We start from the raw sequence: 17502 nt of genomic DNA, 5'->3' as shown, positions 1-17502 counted from the left end.
GCCTGGATCGGTGACTCTCTCGCCCCCCGCCGACCAGTACTTCCTCTCCGGCACGTTCAATTTCCGCGACACCGGCGGGCTGCGCACCGACGACGGCGCCAAGGTCCGTCCCGGCGTCCTGCTGCGCTCGGCGCAACTGAGCGGACTCGACGACGCGGGCCACGCCGCGCTGCGCGACCTGGGCGTCAGCGCCGTCCACGACCTGCGCGGACAGCGCGAGATCGACCACATCGGCGCCGACCGGCTGCCCGCGGACGTCCGGCTGAGCATCACCCCGTTCGACTCGCGCATGGCCGAGGCGCCGCCACACGAGGCGACCGCGCAGACCGCCTACACGCACATGCTCGAGGTCTACCGGATGTTCCCGGCACTGCCTGAGGCGCATGCCGCCATCGCGTCCCTCGCCGAGTCCGTCCTGCGCGGCGACGGCGCCGTGCTGGTGCACTGCGCGGCGGGCAAGGATCGCACCGGGTGGGCCGTCGCCACGCTGCTGCGCGCGGTCGGCGTCACAGAGACCGACGTGCAGGCCGACTATCTGCTCAGCAACGGCGCGGTCCCGGCGCTGCGCGCGCTCATGACGGCGAAGCTGCTCGGCGGTGAGGAACTCTCCATCGACCTGCTCGGCGTGCGGGAGGAATACCTGGACATCGCCACCGCCTCGATGCGCGAGTTGCACGGCGGCCTGGACGGCTATCTCGCGACGATCGGACTGACGCCCGACCTGCTCGGGCGGCTGCGCGAGCGAATGCTGGAGTGAGACAGGGTCACTCGACGGGCACCGGTTCCCTGCGCACCAAGCCGTCTTCGTCGATCGTCACCTGGTCGCCGGTGTGGAACCAGGTCCCGGTGAACCGCGCCGCGGTCGTGGTCGGGTCGTCCCAGTAGCGCGGGGTGACATTCGGCCCGCGGCACAGCAGTTCGCCGTGCCCCGCCGTCGCCCGCGGGCCCCACAGCGCCAATTCCGTTCCGCCGAACGGGAAACCGAGTACCGCGGCGGCTTCGGACGAGTCCGCTCGCTCGGCGTCGTCCACCGCGAGGCCGATGCCGCTGGTCTCGGTCGCGCCCCACACCGACCACTGCCTGGCGGCGGGGAACACGCCGCGCAGTTCGGCCGCGAGGGCGGCCGGAGACGCGGCGCGATGACCGGCTTTACTGATCCGCGCGATGCCCTCGGTGCGCAATCCGTCGGAGCGCAGTTCCGCGAGCCGGGGCAGCAGGCCCGCGAAGATCCGCGGCGTCGCGGAGACCATGTCGACGCGCTCGGCGGTGACGGCTTCGGCCATGCCTCGGGTGTCCCGGGTGAGTACCACGGTGCCGCCGACGGCGAAGGTCGGCAACAGCTGATCGACACAGCCGCCCGCGTGCGCCAACGGCAACAGCACCAGGTTGCGCAGGCCGTCGGTCGGCAGGTCCAGCGCCGCGACCACCGAACGCACGGCCGACAGCAGGTTCTCGTTGGTCAGTTCCACGCCCTTGGGCGTGCACGTTCCGCTCGTGTAGCACAGCAGCGCCAGGTCGCCCAGTGCCGCGCCGTCATCGATAAAGGCGGCGCCGTCGGGCAGCTCGGTCTCGGCGCCCTTGCCGCCGAGCACGAAATCGGCACGGCTGTCGGCGATCACGCGCTCGGCCACCGACTCCGGGAGCCCGTCGTGCACCAGTACCGGTACCGCTCCGCTGAGCAGTGCGCCGAGGAATGCCTGCACCCATCGAGCGCCGGTGGGCAGGTGGACGGCGACTCGGTCCCCGTATCCGATGCCGTGCTCCTGCAAGCCGCCCGCGATGCGGGAAGCGGAGTGCCACAGCTCCCTGTAGGTCAGGCGCGGGCCGCCGACCTCCACCACGGCTTCGCGGCTCCCGAACGCGTGCACCTGAAGATCGAGTAGTTCGGTGAGCGCGGGTGTGAGGTTTCCGTAGCGCAGCACCCCGTCGGCGCCCCGAGCTAGCGGGTTGTCCCAGACGTGCGGGCCGGTGAGGGGATATTCGACGAGCAACTGCGACATTCGTCCTCCGCGTGCCTCGAGTTATCAGGCACTGCGACTATATGACGCATGTCACAACTTCGCTGGAATAGGCGATGAACGTGTCCTAGCTGTCACCGGCCCGCGTAGCGCGCCTTCCCCGGACCCTGCTCGAGGAAACTGCGCACGCCGCCCTGCAGATCCTCGGTGCCGAACAGCTCGCCGGACACCTCCGGCGTCACCGAATCCGCATGTGCCACACCGCCGGAACGCCAGGCCTCGATGATCTTCTTGGTCGCCGCGTTGGCCTTCGTCGGGCCATCGGCCAGCCGGTGGGTCAGCGCTCGCGCCGCGGTGTCGAGATCTTCGTGCACGGCGTTGACCACGCCCCACTCGGCCATGGTCGCCGCGTCGTAGAGATCGCCGGTCATCACGAACTCGCGGGCCCGCCCCGAGCCCGCGCGCTCGGCGAGACGCTGCGGGCCGCCCATCGAGGGGGTCAGCCCGACCACGATCTCCACCAGCCCGAACTTCGCCTTCGGCGCCGCGAGCAGGATGTCGCAGGCGAGGGCGATCTCGAAGGCGGCGGTCAGGGTCAACCCGTGCGCGGCGAACACCACCGGGCACGGCAGCGCCTCCAGCGGATGGATGATCTGCGCGAACAGGGTGCGCCACAACTCGGCGCCCTGCTCGGGCGTCAGGCCGTCGAAGACGTGCACGTCGACGCCGCCGGAGACCACCTTGCCCTCGGCGCGCAGCAGCACCGCGCGCGGCGGCCGCGCCGACAGCTCGGCGATGTCCTCGACCAGCGCGTCCAGCATCGACCGGTCGAAGAGGTTGAGCGGCGGATGGGCGAGCGTGAGGGTCGCCACCTCCGCTCCGCCGTCGGTGACGTCTCGTTCCAGACGGGTGGCCTTCGTTTCACTCATCCGGTCAGCGTACGAGGTCGATCTGGAAGACTGTCGATGTGACCAAGTCGGCCAGCAAAACCGGTTCCTACGTCGAGCCCGGCGAGTTCAAACGCGACACGAACTACATCACCACCCGGATCACGGCCGACGGCCGCGACGGTTACCCGGTCGAGCCGGGGCGCTACCGGCTCGTCGCGGCGCGAGCCTGCCCGTGGGCCAATCGAACGCTGATCGTGCGCCGCCTGCTCGGACTGGAGCCGGTGCTCTCGCTCGGCTTGTGCGGACCCACGCACGACAAGCTGAGCTGGACCTTCGATCTGGATCCCGGTGGTGTCGATCCGGTGCTCGGCATCCCGCGGCTGCGCGACGCCTACCTGGCCAGGTTCCCGGACTACCCGCGTGGCATCACGGTGCCCGCCATCGTGGATGTGCCGACCGGCCAGGTGGTCACCAACGACTACGCGCAGATCACCCTCGATTTCTCCACCGAGTGGACCGCGCACCACCGGCCCGGCGCGCCGCAGCTGTACCCGGAGCCGCTGCGCGCGGAGATCGACGAGGTGAACCTCGCCGTTTTCCGCGACGTCAACAACGGCGTCTACCGCTGCGGGTTCGCCGGTACGCAGGACGCCTACGACGCCGCCTACGACCGGCTCTTCGCGCGGCTGGACTGGCTCTCCGAACGCCTTGCCGCACAACGGTATCTGGTCGGCGACACGATCACCGAGGCCGACGTCCGGCTGTTCACCACGCTGGCCCGCTTCGACGCGGTCTACCACGGGCACTTCAAGTGCAACCGGACCAAGCTCGCCGAGATGCCGGTGCTGTGGGCGTACACGCGCGACCTGTTCCAGACCCCGGGCTTCGGCGACACGATCGACTTCGGGCAGATCAAGCGGCATTACTACGTGGTGCACCGGGACATCAACCCGACCGGGATCATCCCCAAGGGCCCCGACCTGGCGAACTGGCTGACCCCGCACGGCCGAGAGGCTCTCGGCGGCAGGCCGTTCGGCGACGGAACCCCACCTCCCCCTCCGGCATCGGGCGAACGCGTGCCCGCGATCCACACTTCCGCGTAAAGACGCACCCGCCCGGGTCGAAAGCGAGGCAGCCGCCGGTGGAACCGATGCGGCTGGGTACTTCGTTGTCATGACGAGCTGACGGCAACCGGTGCCATACAGTTCTACCCAGCAGACCGGAAGAGGAGGATGCCGCCGATGCTCAAAGGCGCGTTCGAGAAGACGGTGGTCGAACTGCTCGACACCGGGTCCCGCCTGCAGGCCCCCGCGGTCGCCAAGTACGTGGACCGCATTCGCCGCTCTCACCCTGGTGAGAGCCCAGCACAGATCGTCGACCGACTGGAGAAGCAGTACCTGCTCGCGGTGACCGGCAGCGGCAGCGCGGTCGGCGCGACCGCAGCCTTCCCCGGCGTCGGCACCGTCGCGGCCATCGCCGCGGTAAGCGCGGAGACCACCTTCTTCATGGAGGCGTCGGCGGTGTTCACCCTCGCGGTGGCCTCGGTGCACGGCATCACGCCGGAAGACCAGGAGCAACGCAGGGCGCTCGTGCTGGCGGTCGTGCTGGGCGAGAGCGGCATGCAGATCGTGCAGAAGAGCGTCGGCACCTCCGCGAAGAACTGGGGCTCGGCCTTCGCCAACCGCATCCCCGGATTGTCGAGCATGAACGATTCGCTGCTGAAGCGGTTCATCATCCGGTTCATCACCAAGCGCGCGGCGCTGATGGCGGGCAAGGTACTGCCCGCAGGCATCGGCGCGGTGATCGGCGGCGCGGGCAACCGCGCCCTCGGCAAGGCCACCATCACCAACGCGCGCAAGGCATTCGGGCCGCCGCCCACCACCTGGCCGGTCGACCGCCATTTGGTCATCGAGGCCGATCCGCTCACCGCGATCGACCCGGCGAAGCCGCGACCTCCGGCCACTCCGCGATGAGCGGGACGCGGCCGATCGCGTTCGCGGTCCGGGGACTGACCAAGCAGTACGAGCTGGCGACCGCCGTGACGGACGTCAGCTTCACCGTGCCCTCCGGCACCATCGCCGCACTGGTGGGCCCGCGCGGCGCGGGCAAGACCACTATCTTGCGGGTGCTGCTCGGCCTGCTCGCTCCCACCTCGGGAACGGCGTCCGTCGGCGGGCCCGGTTCCCGGGGAAACACCGCGGGCTCCGCGAACGTGATCGGCGGCGTCCTCGCGCCGCGCGGACTGGATCCGGCCCGCACCGCGCGCGAACACCTGTGGGTCTACGCGGCCGCGGCGAACGTCGTCGACAGCCGGGTGACCGAAGTGCTCGAGCTGGTCGGACTGGACGAACACGCCAGGACGAAGATCGGCGCCCTGTCGATCGGGCAGCAGACCAGGCTGGCCCTCGGCACCGCGCTGCTCGGTGACCCCCCGCTGCTGGTGCTGGACGAGCCGATGGACGGACTCGACCCCGCCGAACGCGGCTGGCTGCACGACTTCCTGCGCAAGCACGCCCGGCGCGGCGGCAGTGTCCTGCTGACCAGCGAGAGTCTCGGCGCGGTGCTGCCCGCCGCGGACCAACTGGTCGTGCTGAGCGAGGGCACGGTGGTGTACCAGGGCACTCCGGCGCGCTTGCGGCGCGGGCATCCGGACCGGCTGGTCGTCGCCGCGTCCACCCCCATCGCGCTGGCCACCACGCTGGCGGCACAAGGATTCACGGACGCGGTGATCCGGCCGGACGGCCGCCTCGCCGTCGCCGAGGCGAGCGAAGCGCAGATCAGGACGGCGGCCACCGCGGCGCAGGTGCGGATCGATAGCATCGTGCCCGACCCGATCCACCCCGACCGCGTGCTCGCGTCGCTGACCAGACCCACCGCCACGCCCGCGCCGCACTACCCGGGCCTCTCCGCGCCCGCCCAGCCACCCTCGCCGACGCCCTACGGGATCCCACGATGATCGCCATCCTGCCCACGGACCTGGTGCCGAACGTCAACTCCGAGGTGCGCAAGGTCGTCACCATGCCGCGCGGCCGGACGCTCGCCGCAGCGCCGATCGTCGTGGCGCTGCTGGCGAGCGTCGCGTCGGCGAGCCTGGCCGGGCCGCCGGATCCGCGCGGCCAGCCCGCCACCGGCGCCGCGACGATCGGGCTCTACTTCGGCCTCGCCTTCGTCGTGCTGGCGGCGGCGGTCTTCGGCGCGCTGGCGACCGGCGCGGAGTACCAGTACCGCAGCATGGCCGTGACCACGCTGTTCAGCCCTGACCGCGACCGGCTCGCCGCCGCGAAGTTCCTGGTCATCGGAGGCTGCGCGCTGGCCGCGGCGCTGGCGGTGGAACTGGTGTCGGCCGGCGCGCTGTTCGGCGTGGGGCGCGGCAAGGTCCCGGTCACCGGGGAGTTCTTCGCGGTGCTCGGCGGCGGGCTGCTCGCCGCGGTCTGCTGGTCGTTGATCGGCGCGAGCGCGGGCATCCTGTTGCGGTCCTCGACCAAGGCGGCGGCGCTGCTGCTCGGTTGGAGTGTCGTCGCCGAGCCTTTGATCTGGCTGATCGCGCGCGGTCTCGGTATTCCGGGCGTGGTCACCCTGCTGCCCGTCTCCGCCACCGTCGGCACCGTGGCGGTCGGTTCCTATCCCGACAGCGACTTCCTCGCCCCTACTCCGGCCGCCGTGGTGGTCCTGCTGCTGTGGACCATCGGCCTGGGCGCCGCGAGCTGGTGGAATCTGCGCACCCGCGATCTGTGATCCGAGGACCCGCCGGGAACAACGACTTGTCGGCCGGTGTCGGTACCGTCGATGACGAACACGGTACGACGAAGGGGACGGGCGAACGACGTGGACGGGGGATGCAGTCCGGGCTGGATACGGAGGCTGTGGGCCGAATGCCTACCGCACCGCGCGGTGCTGGGCGGCCTCGCCGCCGCGGTGCTCGGCGGGGCGATCGTCGAGACAGCGGGGCCGCTGCTGACCAAGCGGGCCGTCGACGCGGCCGGGATCGGTGACACGGCGGCGATCAGCGTGGTCGCCGGGCTGATCCTGGTAGTGGCCGTGAGCCGGTCCGGGGCCGGATTCGGACGGCGCTGGCTGGCCGGGCGGCTGTCGCTGGACGTGCAGCACACCCTGCGGGTGCAGCTGCTCGGCGCACTGCAGCGGCTCGACGGCGTCGGTCAGGACACCCTGCGCACCGGCCAAGTGGTGTCGCGATCGATCACCGATCTGCAGCTCGTCCAAGGACTGCTGGCCATGGTGCCGCTGTCGGGCATGGCGCTGCTGGAATTCGGGCTCGCCGCCGCGGTCATGCTCTGGCTCTCCCCGCCGCTGGCCGCCGTCGCGTTGCTCGTGGTGCCCGCGGTCGGCCTGGTGGTCTACCGCATGCGGCCGCGCCTGCACGCGGCGACCTGGTCCGCGCAGCAGCGTGCCGCCGATCTGGCCCAGCACGTCGAGGAGACGGTCACCGGGGTACGGGTGGTCAAAGGCTTCGGCCAGGAAGCGCGGATGGTCGACCTGCTGGAGCGGCACGGTCGCAAGCTGTTCGCGGAGCGGATGCGCGCCGCACGGATCGACGCGCGCTTCGCGCCGACCGTCGCGGCGATCCCGCAGCTCGGGATGGTCGCGGTCATCGCGCTCGGCGGACTGCTCGCGCTGCACGGCAGCATCGGCATCGGCACCTTCGTCGCGTTCGCCGCCTACGTCGCCGTCATGACCGGCACCGCGCGCATTCTCTCCTCGGTGATCGTCATGGCGCAGCTCACCAGGGCGGCGGCCGAGCGGGTCTTCCAAGTGATCGACACCGCCCCGGTCATCGCCGATCCCGAACGCCCGGTCGAGCTGCCGGACGGCCCGCTCGGCATCGAGCTCGATGCGCTGAGTTTCGGCTTCGATCCCGAGCGGCCGGTGCTGCGCGAACTGGATCTGCGCGTGCGGCCCGGCGAGACGGTGGCGGTCATCGGTCCGGCGGGCTCGGGCAAGTCGACACTCGCTCTGCTGCTTCCGCGCTTCTACGCGCCGGACGCGGGCCGTATCCGGCTGTTCACCGACCCCACCGCGCCGCACGCGGGCGCGGTCGACGCGATCAAAGCCCCGACTTCGCGCGCCGGGACCCGAATCGGCGAGGCCGTCGACATCGCCGACGTGCGCGCCGCCGACCTGCGCGCCGCCATCGGCGTCGTCTTCGACGATCCGTTCCTGTTCTCCGACACCATCGCGGCCAATATCGCGCTCGGGCGACTGGACGCCACCGACGAGGAGATCAGGCAGGCGGCCGTCCAGGCCGCTGCGGACGAATTCATCGCCGAGCTACCCGACGGCTACGACACGGTGGTCGGCGAGCGCGGCCTCACCCTCTCCGGCGGCCAGCGTCAGCGGATCGCGCTGGCCAGGACGCTGCTGGCCCGTCCGCGCATCCTGGTGCTCGACGACGCCACTTCCGCGGTGGACGCGGTGACCGAGGCGGCGATCTTCGACGCGCTGCCCGACCAGGGCGGACGGACCACGCTCATCCTCGCGCACCGGGAGTCGACGCTCGCCCACGCCGATCGCGTGATCCGGCTGCCCGCGCCCGCCGGGCACCCCGCTCCCGAGCCGGACGGGAGTTCGGCCACGGGCAGGCGAGTCGGCGACGGATCCGCCGGCCGTCGCTTCGGTGCGGCGGCGGCCGATATCAGCGAGACGCCCGAGCTGCGCCGAACCATCGAGCGGCTGCCGCCTGCCACCGAGCAGCCGGACACAGACAGCGAACGCATTCGCGAGCCGGATCCAGGTTTCCGGCTCACCCGCCTGCTGCGTCCCGTCCGCGGGCTGGTGCTGACCGTGATGGCGCTGCTGGCCGTGGACGCGGCGATCGCCATCGCGTTCCCGCCGCTGGTGCGCTACGCGATCGACGGCGGCGTGCTCGGCGACGACGCCGGAGCACTCGTCCGAGCGACACTGCTCGGCGCGGCACTGGCCGCGGCGGGGTTGGCGGTCGGCGCGGCCACCACGCTGCTCACCGCGCGCACCGGGGAACGCGTGCTGTTCGCCCTGCGGGTGCGCAGCTTCGCACACCTGCAACGACTCGGCCTGGACTACTACGAGCGCGAACTGTCCGGGCGGATCATGACGCGGATGACCACCGACGTCGACGCGCTGTCGACCTTCCTGCAGACCGGCGTGGCCACCAGTCTGGTCGGGCTGCTGACGCTGGTCGGCATCACGGTCGCGCTGCTGGTCATCGACGTATCGCTGGCTCTGGTCGTGCTGGCGACGGTGCCCGCCCTCGCGATAGCTACGGTGCTGTTCCGGCGGGTGTCCTCCGCCGCCTACACCGTGTCGCGCGAGCACGTGTCGGCGGTCAACGCCGACTTCCAGGAGAACGTCACGGGCTTGCGCGCGGTGCAGGCGAACCGGCACGAGCCGCGCGCCGCCCGCCGCTTCGCCGAGTACTCGCAGCGCTACCGCAACAGCCGGTTGCGAGCGCAGCGGGCGATCGCGCTGTACTTCGCGTTCGTCGTCGGATGGGCGGACGTGGCGCTGGCTGCGGTGGTGTTCTTCGGTGCGCGCGAGGTCGCCACCGGTGCGACCAGCGCCGGCACGCTGGTCGCGTTCGTGCTGTATCTGGAGCTGCTGTTCGTGCCGATCCTGCAGCTGTCCCAGGTGTTCGACAATTACCAGCAGGCCAGGGTCGGGCTGCGCCGGATCGGTGACCTGCTGCGCACCCCCTCCTCGATCGCCGCCGACCCGGCCGACCCGGTGACCATCGGACCCGCGCTGCGGGGTGACGTGGCGTTCGACGACGTCCGTTTCCACTACCCGGGAAGTCGTGTTCCCGCGCTGGACGGTGTGTCGCTGCGCATTCCGGCGGGTTCCAGCCTTGCTCTCGTCGGCCCGACCGGCGCGGGCAAGTCGACCGTCGTCAAGTTGCTCGCGCGGCTGTACGACCTGCGCCCGGATTCCGGCGAGCGCACGCGAGTGCCCGCCGCAGCAGCCGAAGGACACGCTCCCGGCGCGATCAGGGTGGACGGCGTCGACGTGCGCGACTATCGCCTCGCCGACTACCGCTCGCGGCTGGGCATCGTCCCCCAAGAAGCTCACCTGTTCACCGGCGACGTGGCGAGCAACATTGCATTCGGGAAACCATTCGCGACCCCCGACGAGATCGCCGCGGCGGCTGCGGCGGTGGGCGCGACGGAGATGATCGCCGGCCTCCCGCTCGGCATGAAACAACCCGTCGGCGAGCGCGGCCGGGGCCTGTCGGCCGGGCAGCGGCAGCTGATCGCGCTGGCCCGTGCCGAGCTGGTCGCTCCGGACTTGCTGCTGCTCGACGAGGCCACCGCGACGCTCGACCCGGACGCCGAGGCATCGGTGCTGGCAGCGAGCAGATCGCTGAGCCGGGACCGCACCACGGTGATCGTCGCGCATCGGCTCGGCACCGCCGCGCGCGCCGACCGGATCGCGGTCGTCGACCACGGGCGGATCGTGGAATTCGGCGAGCATACGGAGCTGCTCGCCGCAGGTGGGCCATATGCCCGGCTCTGGGCAGCGGCACAGGCGTCGGAGGGAATATTCTCGGGTGACGCCGGGTCATCACCAATAGGGTCGGGGGTGTCGGGTGGTCAGTGAATCGGTCGATTTGCTGCTGGGCCTATCCTCAGATAGGGCGCATCGGCGCGCAATCCGCTGATCCCCGTGCCGGGCACGTCACAAACGTCGCAGCGCGAAGAACGAAATGAGGCGAACACCTGCTGTGAGCAGCTCAACATCCCAGTTCGGACAGAACCAGTGGCTAGTCGACGAGATGTATCAGAAGTTCAAACAAGATCCATCATCGGTCGACGAGAGCTGGCACGAGTTCCTGGCCGACTACACGCCTGACGCGAGCGGCGACACCGGCAACAGCCAGCCCGCCCCCGCGACCGCGCAAGCTGCCGCTCCCGCACCGGCTCCGGCGGCCACCAAGCCCGCCGCCGCCACGCGCAACGACGCCAAGCCTGCCGCCGCCCCCGCGGCCCCGAAAGCACCCGCCCCGGCCGCCGCCAAGCCCGCACCGGCTGCCGCCAAGCCCGCACCGGCCGCTGCCAAGCCCGCCGCTGTGACAACACGCACACCGCAGACCACCCCGGCGCCGACTTCGAACGCCGCGCCGACCTCCGGTCCGAAGCAGGCCGACACCGCCGCCGACGAGTCCAAGGTGCTGCGCGGCGCCGCCGCCGCGGTGGCGAAGAACATGTCCGCCTCGCTGAGCATCCCCACCGCGACGAGCGTGCGCGCCATCCCGGCCAAGTTGATGATCGACAACCGCTTGGTCATCAACAACCACCTCGCCCGCACCAGGGGCGGCAAGATCTCCTTCACCCACCTGCTCGGCTACGCCATCGTGCAGGCGGTCAAAGCGTTCCCGAACATGAACCGGCACTACGCCGAGATCGATGGCAAGCCGAACGCGGTCACCCCCGCGCACACCAACCTCGGCCTCGCCATCGACCTGCCCGGCAAGGACGGCAGCCGATCGCTGGTCGTCGCGGCCATCAAGGGCTGCGAGGCGATGACCTTCGGGCAGTTCCACACCGCCTACGAGGACATCGTCCGCCGCGCCCGCGACGGCAAGCTCACCGCGGAGGATTTCTCCGGCGTCACCATCTCGCTGACCAACCCGGGCACCATCGGCACCGTGCACTCGGTGCCCCGCCTGATGAACGGCCAGGGCGCGATCATCGGCGCGGGCGCGATGGAGTACCCCGCCGAGTTCCAGGGCATGAGCGACGAGCGCATCGCCGATCTGGGCGTCGGCAAGCTGATGACGCTCACCTCCACCTACGACCACCGCATCATCCAGGGCGCGGAGTCCGGTGATTTCCTGCGCACCATCCACCAACTGCTGATCGCCGACGAGTTCTACGACGAGATCTTCCACGGTCTCGGCGTGCCGTACGAGCCGATCCGCTGGCGCAAGGACATCCGCGAGCGCGCTGTCGACAAGAGCGCCCGCGTGCTGGAGATGATCGCCGCATACCGCAACCGCGGCCACCTGATGGCCGACACCGATCCCCTGCGGCTGGTGAAGGACAAGTTCCGCAGCCACCCGGACCTCGACGTCACCCAGCACGGCCTGACCCTGTGGGACCTGGACCGCACGTTCAACGTGGCGGGCTTCCACGGCCAGGACCAGATGAAGCTGCGCGACGTGCTGTCCGTCCTGCGCGACGCCTACGTCCGCCACGTCGGCGTGGAGTACACCCACATCCTCGAGCCCGAGCAGTTGCAGTGGATCCAGGATCGGGTCGAGCAGAAGCACGCGAAACCGACGGTCGCGCAGCAGAAGTACATCCTGAACCGGCTGAACGCGGCCGAGGCGTTCGAGACCTTCCTGCAGACCAAGTACGTCGGGCAGAAGCGCTTCTCGCTGGAGGGCGCCGAGGCCGTCATCCCGATGATGGACGCGGTGATCGACCAGTGCGCCGAGCACAGCCTCGACGAGGTCATCATCGGCATGCCGCACCGCGGCAGGCTCAACGTGCTGGCCAACATCGTGGGCAAGCCCTACTCGAAGATCTTCACCGAGTTCGAGGGCAACATGAACCCGGCCGCCACCCACGGCTCCGGCGACGTGAAGTACCACCTCGGCGCGCAGGGCACCTACCTGCAGATGTTCGGCGACAACGAGATCGAGGTCTCGCTCACCGCGAACCCCTCGCACCTGGAGGCGGTCGACCCGGTCCTCGAGGGCCTGGCGCGCGCCAAGCAGGACCTGCTGGACAAGGGCGACGGCCCGGAGGGCTTCTCGGTCGTGCCGCTGATGCTGCACGGTGACGCCGCGTTCGCCGGTCAGGGCGTGGTCGCCGAGACGCTGAACCTGTCGGGTCTGCGCGGCTACCGGGTCGGCGGCACCATCCACATCGTGGTGAACAACCAGATCGGCTTCACCACCGCTCCGGAGAACAGCCGCTCCACCGAGTACTCCACCGACATCGCGAAGTTCATCGGCGCGCCGATCTTCCACGTCAACGGCGACGACCCGGAGGCGTGCGACTGGGTGGCCCGCCTTGCGGTCGACTTCCGGCAGAAGTTCCGCAAGGACGTTGTCATCGACATGATCTGCTACCGCCGTCGCGGCCACAACGAGGGCGACGACCCGTCGATGACCCAGCCGTACATGTACGACGTCATCGACACCAAGCGCTCGGTCCGCAAGGCGTACACGGAGAGCCTGATCGGCCGCGGCGACATCTCGCTGAAAGAGGCCGAGGACGCCCTGCGCGACTACCAGGGCCAGCTGGAGCGGGTGTTCAACGAGGTCCGCGAGCTGGAGAAGTATTCGCCGGAGCCGAGCGAGTCGGTCGAGGGCGACCAGCCGGTGCCCGCGTCCGTCGTGACGGCCGTGGACAAGTCGATCCTGCAGCGCATCGGCGACGCGTTCCTCAACGTGCCCGACGGCTTCAACGTGCACCCGCGCGTCAAGCCGGTGCTGGAGAAGCGCCGCGAGATGGCCTACGAGGGCAAGGTCGACTGGGCCTTCGCCGAGCTGCTCGCCTTCGGCACGCTGATCGACGAGGGCCGCGCGGTGCGCCTGACCGGCCAGGACTCCCGCCGCGGCACGTTCACCCAGCGCCACGCGGTGATCATCGACCGCAAGACCGCCGAGGAGTACACCCCGCTGCACAACATCGGCAGCGAGAACCCGGGCTGGTTCGCCGTGCACGACTCGGCGCTGAGCGAATACGCCGCCGTCGGTTTCGAATACGGCTACTCGCTGGGCAACCCCAACGCGCTGGTGTTGTGGGAGGCGCAGTTCGGTGACTTCGTCAACGGCGCGCAGTCGATCATCGACGAGTTCATCTCCTCCGGTGAGGCCAAGTGGGGCCAGCTCTCCGACGTCGTGCTGCTGCTGCCGCACGGCCACGAGGGCCAGGGCCCGGACCACACCTCCGGTCGCATCGAACGCTTCCTGCAACTGTGCGCGGAAGGCTCGATGACCGTCGCGGTGCCGTCCACCCCGGCCAACTACTTCCACCTGCTGCGCCGCCACGCACTCGACGGCATCCGCCGCCCGCTGATCGTCTTCACCCCGAAGTCGATGCTGCGCAACAAGGCCGTGGTCTCCGACCTCAAGGACTTCACCGAGAGCAAGTTCCGCTCGGTCTTCGACGAACCGGGCTACGAGCAGGGCATCGGCGACCGCAGCAAGGTCAAGCGCGTCCTGATGACCAGCGGCAAGCTCTACTACGAACTCGCCGCCGAAAAGGCCAAGCAGAAGCGCGAAGACGTCGCCATCGTCCGGATCGAGCAGCTCTACCCGCTGCCCGTCCGCCGCCTCAACGAGGCCCTCGAGGGCTACCCCAACGCCACCGACCTGGCCTGGGTCCAGGAAGAACCGGCCAACCAGGGCGCCTGGCCCTTCTTCGGCCTCAACCTCCCCGAAACCCTCCCACCCCGCTTCGCCAACACCCGACTGCGCCGCATCTCCCGCCGCGCGATGTCGGCCCCGTCCTCGGGGTCGAGCAAGGTGCACGCGGTGGAGCAGGCGGAGATCATCGCGGAGGCGTTCGAGCCGACTGCCTAGTCACCTAACCTGAATCGGGCCGATCTCTCTGACACAGAGCGATCGGCCCGATTCAGTTTTTCCGGAGCATGGAGATTCAGAACGCCAGCGTCGCCACCCTGGCGAAGGAGCTAGTCTTCCTACTCGAGTCAACATGTCGGAGCATTCTCGACCGTCGAGGTCTCTGGCTTGCTGCCGGACGAAATATCGCGGGCGCCTCATGGTCGGCGTCTAGGCGCATGTTCGCCCAGAATCTCATGGAGGAACTTCATTGCGGCGGCGGCATCGGGATCCTCGGTGTATGGGCGTGACATGGCCTCCACCTGTTGCTGCGCATCCGATTGGGCGCGCTGGATGGTCTCGAGCAGCACTCGCGCAAGCTGGACTTCACCGAGCCGGAGAGCCTGCGGCGTAAGCCGCAGATCAGTCACCTTGCCGCGCGCGTCTACAGTGACGCCCAGCTCACCATTACGGGAGCCAGCCCGGACCGCCACCCGAGCGAGAGCCCGCCCTAAATCGTTATTCTTGCGCCGCCATTCCGCTACGGCTCGACGCTGCTCTTCGTTCCATTGGTCCAAATAGTCCACGACGCCTCCTGAAGGTCGGATCGTTCGGTACGCTGGGCTACTCGCGGTAAAAGCCGACCTGGTAGTCACACGCGTCGTCTATCGTGAACGGTTCACTAATGTATCGAGCGAGCTCGCCTACCTGTTCACGGGAAACATCGCAGCCATATATCTCGATTCCTTCATCAATATTCAGAAACCGCTTCAGTTCCGCAAGATCGATACCGCGTAGCGGATACTCGTCGACCAGGAACCCGGACTGCCTATCGTAGGCTTCCAGATAATTCACTTGCGCTCCAATGGCGTTCGGTGACGACTGTTTTAGTGGCTACCACCCGCGGCGGCCTCGACCGTTCGCGATGCTCGGACGATCTCGAAGATCTCACCGGCCCGGCACGCGGCCCGGGTCGGGTGGCTTTGTTTGATTTCCCGTATCGGGATCATACTCGCCTAAATGTTTACCGTTTTTGCTGTATTTCTCCACAGCGCCGTGCTGATAGTCCCACTCGTAGATATTGCCATCATTGTCTTGCCATCGCTGCCTGTATCGCGGTCCAACTTTCTTCACCGGCCGCGCTTTTGGAAAGCCTGGCAACCCACCTTTCGGTGGAGGGACATAGTTGTGGTTACCCCCGCCTGCGGTCGTGCTGGCGTTGAACTGGGTGGGGTTTGCTTCCAGAAGGGGCTGCAGTTCGGTGGCCACGCCGATGACCGCCGCACCCGCCGCGACGGTCACACCGGCGGCAAGGGCAGCGGCTGCGTCGAACGCGATCAGCACGGTGACGATGGCGGCGCCGGCGGAACTCCCCGCTGCGGCTGTCGTCCCGACGGCTCCTGTTCCCGCAGTGAAAATGCCGACCAGGACCCCGGCGATGATTCCGATACCGAGCGCGCCCGCGAGGATGGCGAGGATCTTCTGGTGCGCGTCTTCGATCTGCTGCGCCCAATCGTCACATGCGCTACCGAGACTCTCGTATTTCGTAGCGACGGTCTCGACGCTTGTGAACACCACGTCCATCTGCGCAAGCGCCTGTGGCAGTTCTTCTGAGGCGATCTCCTCCAGGTTCAGCCACGCCTGTCCGGTACCATCGCTGGCACTGCGTAGCCCTTTAGCTCCGTCTCTCCACGCTTTTCCGAGCCTCCTCAGCTTGTCGGGGTTTCCGTTCGGCCAGGTGTGGCCCTGCAGCCAGCTGCTGACCAATTCCCACCCGAACGGCGGGTCGGTGTCACCGCCGAATGCACCTTTGAATGTCGGTGCCGTCGTGGTCTCGAGGACCGAGGGCGACGGGTCCGGCGTCTCAGGAGGCGTCTTGTTGAGCTTCTCTGTATTGACATGATTTACGGCGGTAAAGGCAAGCAGGTCATGGAGCTTGCCGAGTGCATTGACGATATCTGTTCCGGCGGCTACGGCGTTGAATGCGGCCGGGTCGTAACTGCTGGCCCAGGTGCGTCCCGCGCTGTCGCTGCCCGCACAGCCCCAGTCTTTGTCCAGTGCCCCGGCGAGCGTTCGCATGACGCCGTCGGCGTTGTTACGGGCCGCCTCATACAGGGTCGCTGCGCTGTACAGGACGCTTGGGTCCATGGTGATGGGCGCCATCAGGGCCACATTCCCCGGTTGTGAGCAACGTTGGCCAGGTATCGGTCCCGAGCGGCGCGGGCAGCGTTTTCGAGTTCCGTGAGAGCCGTCTTCATGTCGTTCATCTCGCGGTGCCAGGTGTCATGTTTCGACCGGTGCGCCTCCGCCGCCGCGCCTTCCCACTCGATGTGCAGCGCAGCCACTTCGCGCTCGACATCGGCGATGCGTTGTTCGATCTGCTGACCGATTCGTCGAGCCTTCTCGACTAGGGCCAGAATTCGGTCGGTGTCGGCAGTGTAGGCGGACATTACGGATTGCCCAGGTTGAACTGAACGTACGTAAGGTCGCCAGCGTTGCTGTTATCGGTCTTCACGTACCTGTCAGCGGCCTGATGTATCAACGCCGCATCCTCGCTGAGAGCGGCAGCAACCTTCCGTGCCGAATCCACCCACTCGGTCCACAGCGCGGCGTGCGAATCGGCCGCCTCGCCGGTCCAATCGGCGGACATCAGCGCGTCGGCTTCCTTGCGCAACGCCTCGACGTCGTCCCAGAACTCGTTCGCCCTAGCCGATATCCGGTCGGCTGCGGCATGCATCTGTTCGGGATTGCTATGCACCTTGCGACGCTACCACGGAGTCGAGGGAGAACAGCGAGGGGAATTCCGAAGCAGGAGTGGGCCTTCCGCAGTCGATGGAGAGATATCAGTGGATCTCGCCATCACGCTCCTCGCGCTCTGGCACTGACAATCTCATCCAGCTGGAGCTGGCCACCGGCAGCCCGCTCAAGCGGGCTCCGCCGGACATCTTACGGACGGGCCGGTGAACACGCCCGGCTGTGCGCAACGTCTACCCACCTGCGCCCTCTAGCTCGCCACCGATTGTCCGGTCTACTCCCATACTGCCCGCCCGTCATCACAGGCCCGACTAGAGCCGCCCCGTGGAAAGCAGTTGGAGGCAGGTAGATCCTTCCTACACGAAACACTCCCTCCGACACCGACACCGAATCCCCC

The 17502-nt window shown here is 68.7% G+C and carries 14 protein-coding genes; 7 read left to right on the top strand and 7 right to left on the bottom strand.

Annotated elements, in window-relative coordinates; genetic code table 11:
- Positions 1-10: 10 nt before the first annotated feature.
- Positions 11-757 (top strand): tyrosine-protein phosphatase, encoded by a 747-nt coding sequence (locus ABZ824_RS30565; protein ID WP_355077283.1) that lies wholly within the window; start codon positions 11-13, stop codon positions 755-757.
- 7 nt (positions 758-764) lie between these two features.
- On the opposite strand, the gene ABZ824_RS30560 is transcribed toward ABZ824_RS30565, so the two are convergent.
- Both ABZ824_RS30560 and ABZ824_RS30555 read right to left on the bottom strand, forming a co-directional pair.
- Positions 765-2000, bottom strand: a complete 1236-nt coding sequence (locus tag ABZ824_RS30560) for a long-chain fatty acid--CoA ligase (protein WP_356967227.1) — start codon at positions 1998-2000, stop codon at positions 765-767.
- A 92-nt stretch (positions 2001-2092) separates the two neighbouring features.
- Positions 2093-2887 (bottom strand): enoyl-CoA hydratase/isomerase family protein, encoded by a 795-nt coding sequence (locus ABZ824_RS30555; RefSeq protein WP_355077286.1) that lies wholly within the window; start codon positions 2885-2887, stop codon positions 2093-2095.
- Between the two features lie 38 nt (positions 2888-2925).
- Between ABZ824_RS30555 and ABZ824_RS30550 the strand changes: the two genes are divergently transcribed.
- The 6 genes from ABZ824_RS30550 (at position 2926) to ABZ824_RS30525 (ending at position 14372) form a co-directional block, all read left to right on the top strand.
- Complete coding sequence (locus ABZ824_RS30550; RefSeq protein ID WP_355077288.1) at positions 2926-3951, top strand: glutathione S-transferase C-terminal domain-containing protein; 1026 nt, start codon at positions 2926-2928, stop codon at positions 3949-3951.
- 138 nt (positions 3952-4089) lie between these two features.
- Entirely contained in the window at positions 4090-4821 is a 732-nt protein-coding gene (locus ABZ824_RS30545; protein WP_355077290.1) for a hypothetical protein, read from the top strand.
- The gene (locus tag ABZ824_RS30540) at positions 4818-5804 is read left to right on the top strand and encodes an ATP-binding cassette domain-containing protein (protein WP_356967225.1); all 987 of its coding nucleotides are present in this window, start codon (positions 4818-4820) and stop codon (positions 5802-5804) included. The genes ABZ824_RS30545 and ABZ824_RS30540 overlap by 4 nt, the downstream gene beginning before the upstream one ends.
- Positions 5801-6583: an ABC transporter permease gene (locus ABZ824_RS30535; RefSeq protein WP_356967224.1), complete on the top strand. Its 783-nt coding sequence runs from the start codon at positions 5801-5803 to the stop codon at positions 6581-6583. Before ABZ824_RS30540 ends, ABZ824_RS30535 begins: the two co-directional genes overlap by 4 nt.
- 51 nt (positions 6584-6634) lie before the next feature.
- On the top strand, positions 6635-10435 hold the full coding sequence (locus ABZ824_RS30530) for an ABC transporter ATP-binding protein (RefSeq protein ID WP_356967222.1): 3801 nt from the start codon (positions 6635-6637) through the stop codon (positions 10433-10435).
- A gap of 106 nt (positions 10436-10541) precedes the next feature.
- Complete coding sequence (locus ABZ824_RS30525) at positions 10542-14372, top strand: multifunctional oxoglutarate decarboxylase/oxoglutarate dehydrogenase thiamine pyrophosphate-binding subunit/dihydrolipoyllysine-residue succinyltransferase subunit (RefSeq protein ID WP_356967220.1); 3831 nt, start codon at positions 10542-10544, stop codon at positions 14370-14372.
- Positions 14373-14569: 197 nt separating this feature from the next.
- Here ABZ824_RS30525 and ABZ824_RS30520 read toward each other — a convergent pair whose 3' ends face one another.
- The 5 genes from ABZ824_RS30520 to ABZ824_RS30500 all read right to left on the bottom strand — a co-directional run bounded on the left by ABZ824_RS30520 (position 14570) and on the right by ABZ824_RS30500 (position 17109).
- The gene (locus ABZ824_RS30520) at positions 14570-14938 is read right to left on the bottom strand and encodes a YbaB/EbfC family nucleoid-associated protein (RefSeq protein ID WP_356967218.1); all 369 of its coding nucleotides are present in this window, start codon (positions 14936-14938) and stop codon (positions 14570-14572) included.
- 37 nt (positions 14939-14975) lie between these two features.
- Complete coding sequence (locus ABZ824_RS30515; protein WP_356967216.1) at positions 14976-15206, bottom strand: hypothetical protein; 231 nt, start codon at positions 15204-15206, stop codon at positions 14976-14978.
- 93 nt (positions 15207-15299) lie between these two features.
- Positions 15300-16514 carry a colicin E3/pyocin S6 family cytotoxin gene (locus ABZ824_RS30510; protein ID WP_356967214.1) on the bottom strand — a complete coding sequence of 405 codons (1215 nt, stop codon included), beginning with the start codon at positions 16512-16514 and terminating at the stop codon, positions 15300-15302.
- A complete protein-coding gene (locus ABZ824_RS30505; RefSeq protein WP_356967213.1) occupies positions 16514-16801 on the bottom strand; it encodes a WXG100 family type VII secretion target in 288 nt (95 codons plus the stop codon). The genes ABZ824_RS30510 and ABZ824_RS30505 overlap by 1 nt, the downstream gene beginning before the upstream one ends.
- Positions 16801-17109, bottom strand: a complete 309-nt coding sequence (locus ABZ824_RS30500; protein ID WP_063022042.1) for a WXG100 family type VII secretion target — start codon at positions 17107-17109, stop codon at positions 16801-16803. Before ABZ824_RS30500 ends, ABZ824_RS30505 begins: the two co-directional genes overlap by 1 nt.
- Positions 17110-17502: the final 393 nt, after the last annotated feature.

The sequence above is a fragment of the Nocardia sp. NPDC047038 genome, from assembly GCF_040644075.1.
In the GTDB taxonomy this organism is placed as follows: domain Bacteria; phylum Actinomycetota; class Actinomycetes; order Mycobacteriales; family Mycobacteriaceae; genus Nocardia; species Nocardia sichangensis.
This window is presented reverse-complemented; position numbering and strand designations above follow the sequence as displayed.

Excerpts from the sequence above, each read along its gene's own strand:
- ABZ824_RS30560 (WP_356967227.1), bottom strand. The coding sequence starts at position 2,000 with ATGTCGCAGTTGCTCGTCGAATATCCCCTCACCGGCCCGCACGTCTGG.
- ABZ824_RS30555 (WP_355077286.1), bottom strand. The coding sequence starts at position 2,887 with ATGAGTGAAACGAAGGCCACCCGTCTGGAACGAGACGTCACCGACGGC.
- ABZ824_RS30545 (WP_355077290.1), top strand. The coding sequence starts at position 4,090 with ATGCTCAAAGGCGCGTTCGAGAAGACGGTGGTCGAACTGCTCGACACC.
- ABZ824_RS30540 (WP_356967225.1), top strand. The coding sequence starts at position 4,818 with ATGAGCGGGACGCGGCCGATCGCGTTCGCGGTCCGGGGACTGACCAAG.
- ABZ824_RS30535 (WP_356967224.1), top strand. The coding sequence starts at position 5,801 with ATGATCGCCATCCTGCCCACGGACCTGGTGCCGAACGTCAACTCCGAG.
- ABZ824_RS30530 (WP_356967222.1), top strand. The coding sequence starts at position 6,635 with ATGACGAACACGGTACGACGAAGGGGACGGGCGAACGACGTGGACGGG.
- ABZ824_RS30525 (WP_356967220.1), top strand. The coding sequence starts at position 10,542 with ATGAGGCGAACACCTGCTGTGAGCAGCTCAACATCCCAGTTCGGACAG.
- ABZ824_RS30510 (WP_356967214.1), bottom strand. The coding sequence starts at position 16,514 with ATGGCGCCCATCACCATGGACCCAAGCGTCCTGTACAGCGCAGCGACC.
- ABZ824_RS30505 (WP_356967213.1), bottom strand. The coding sequence starts at position 16,801 with ATGTCCGCCTACACTGCCGACACCGACCGAATTCTGGCCCTAGTCGAG.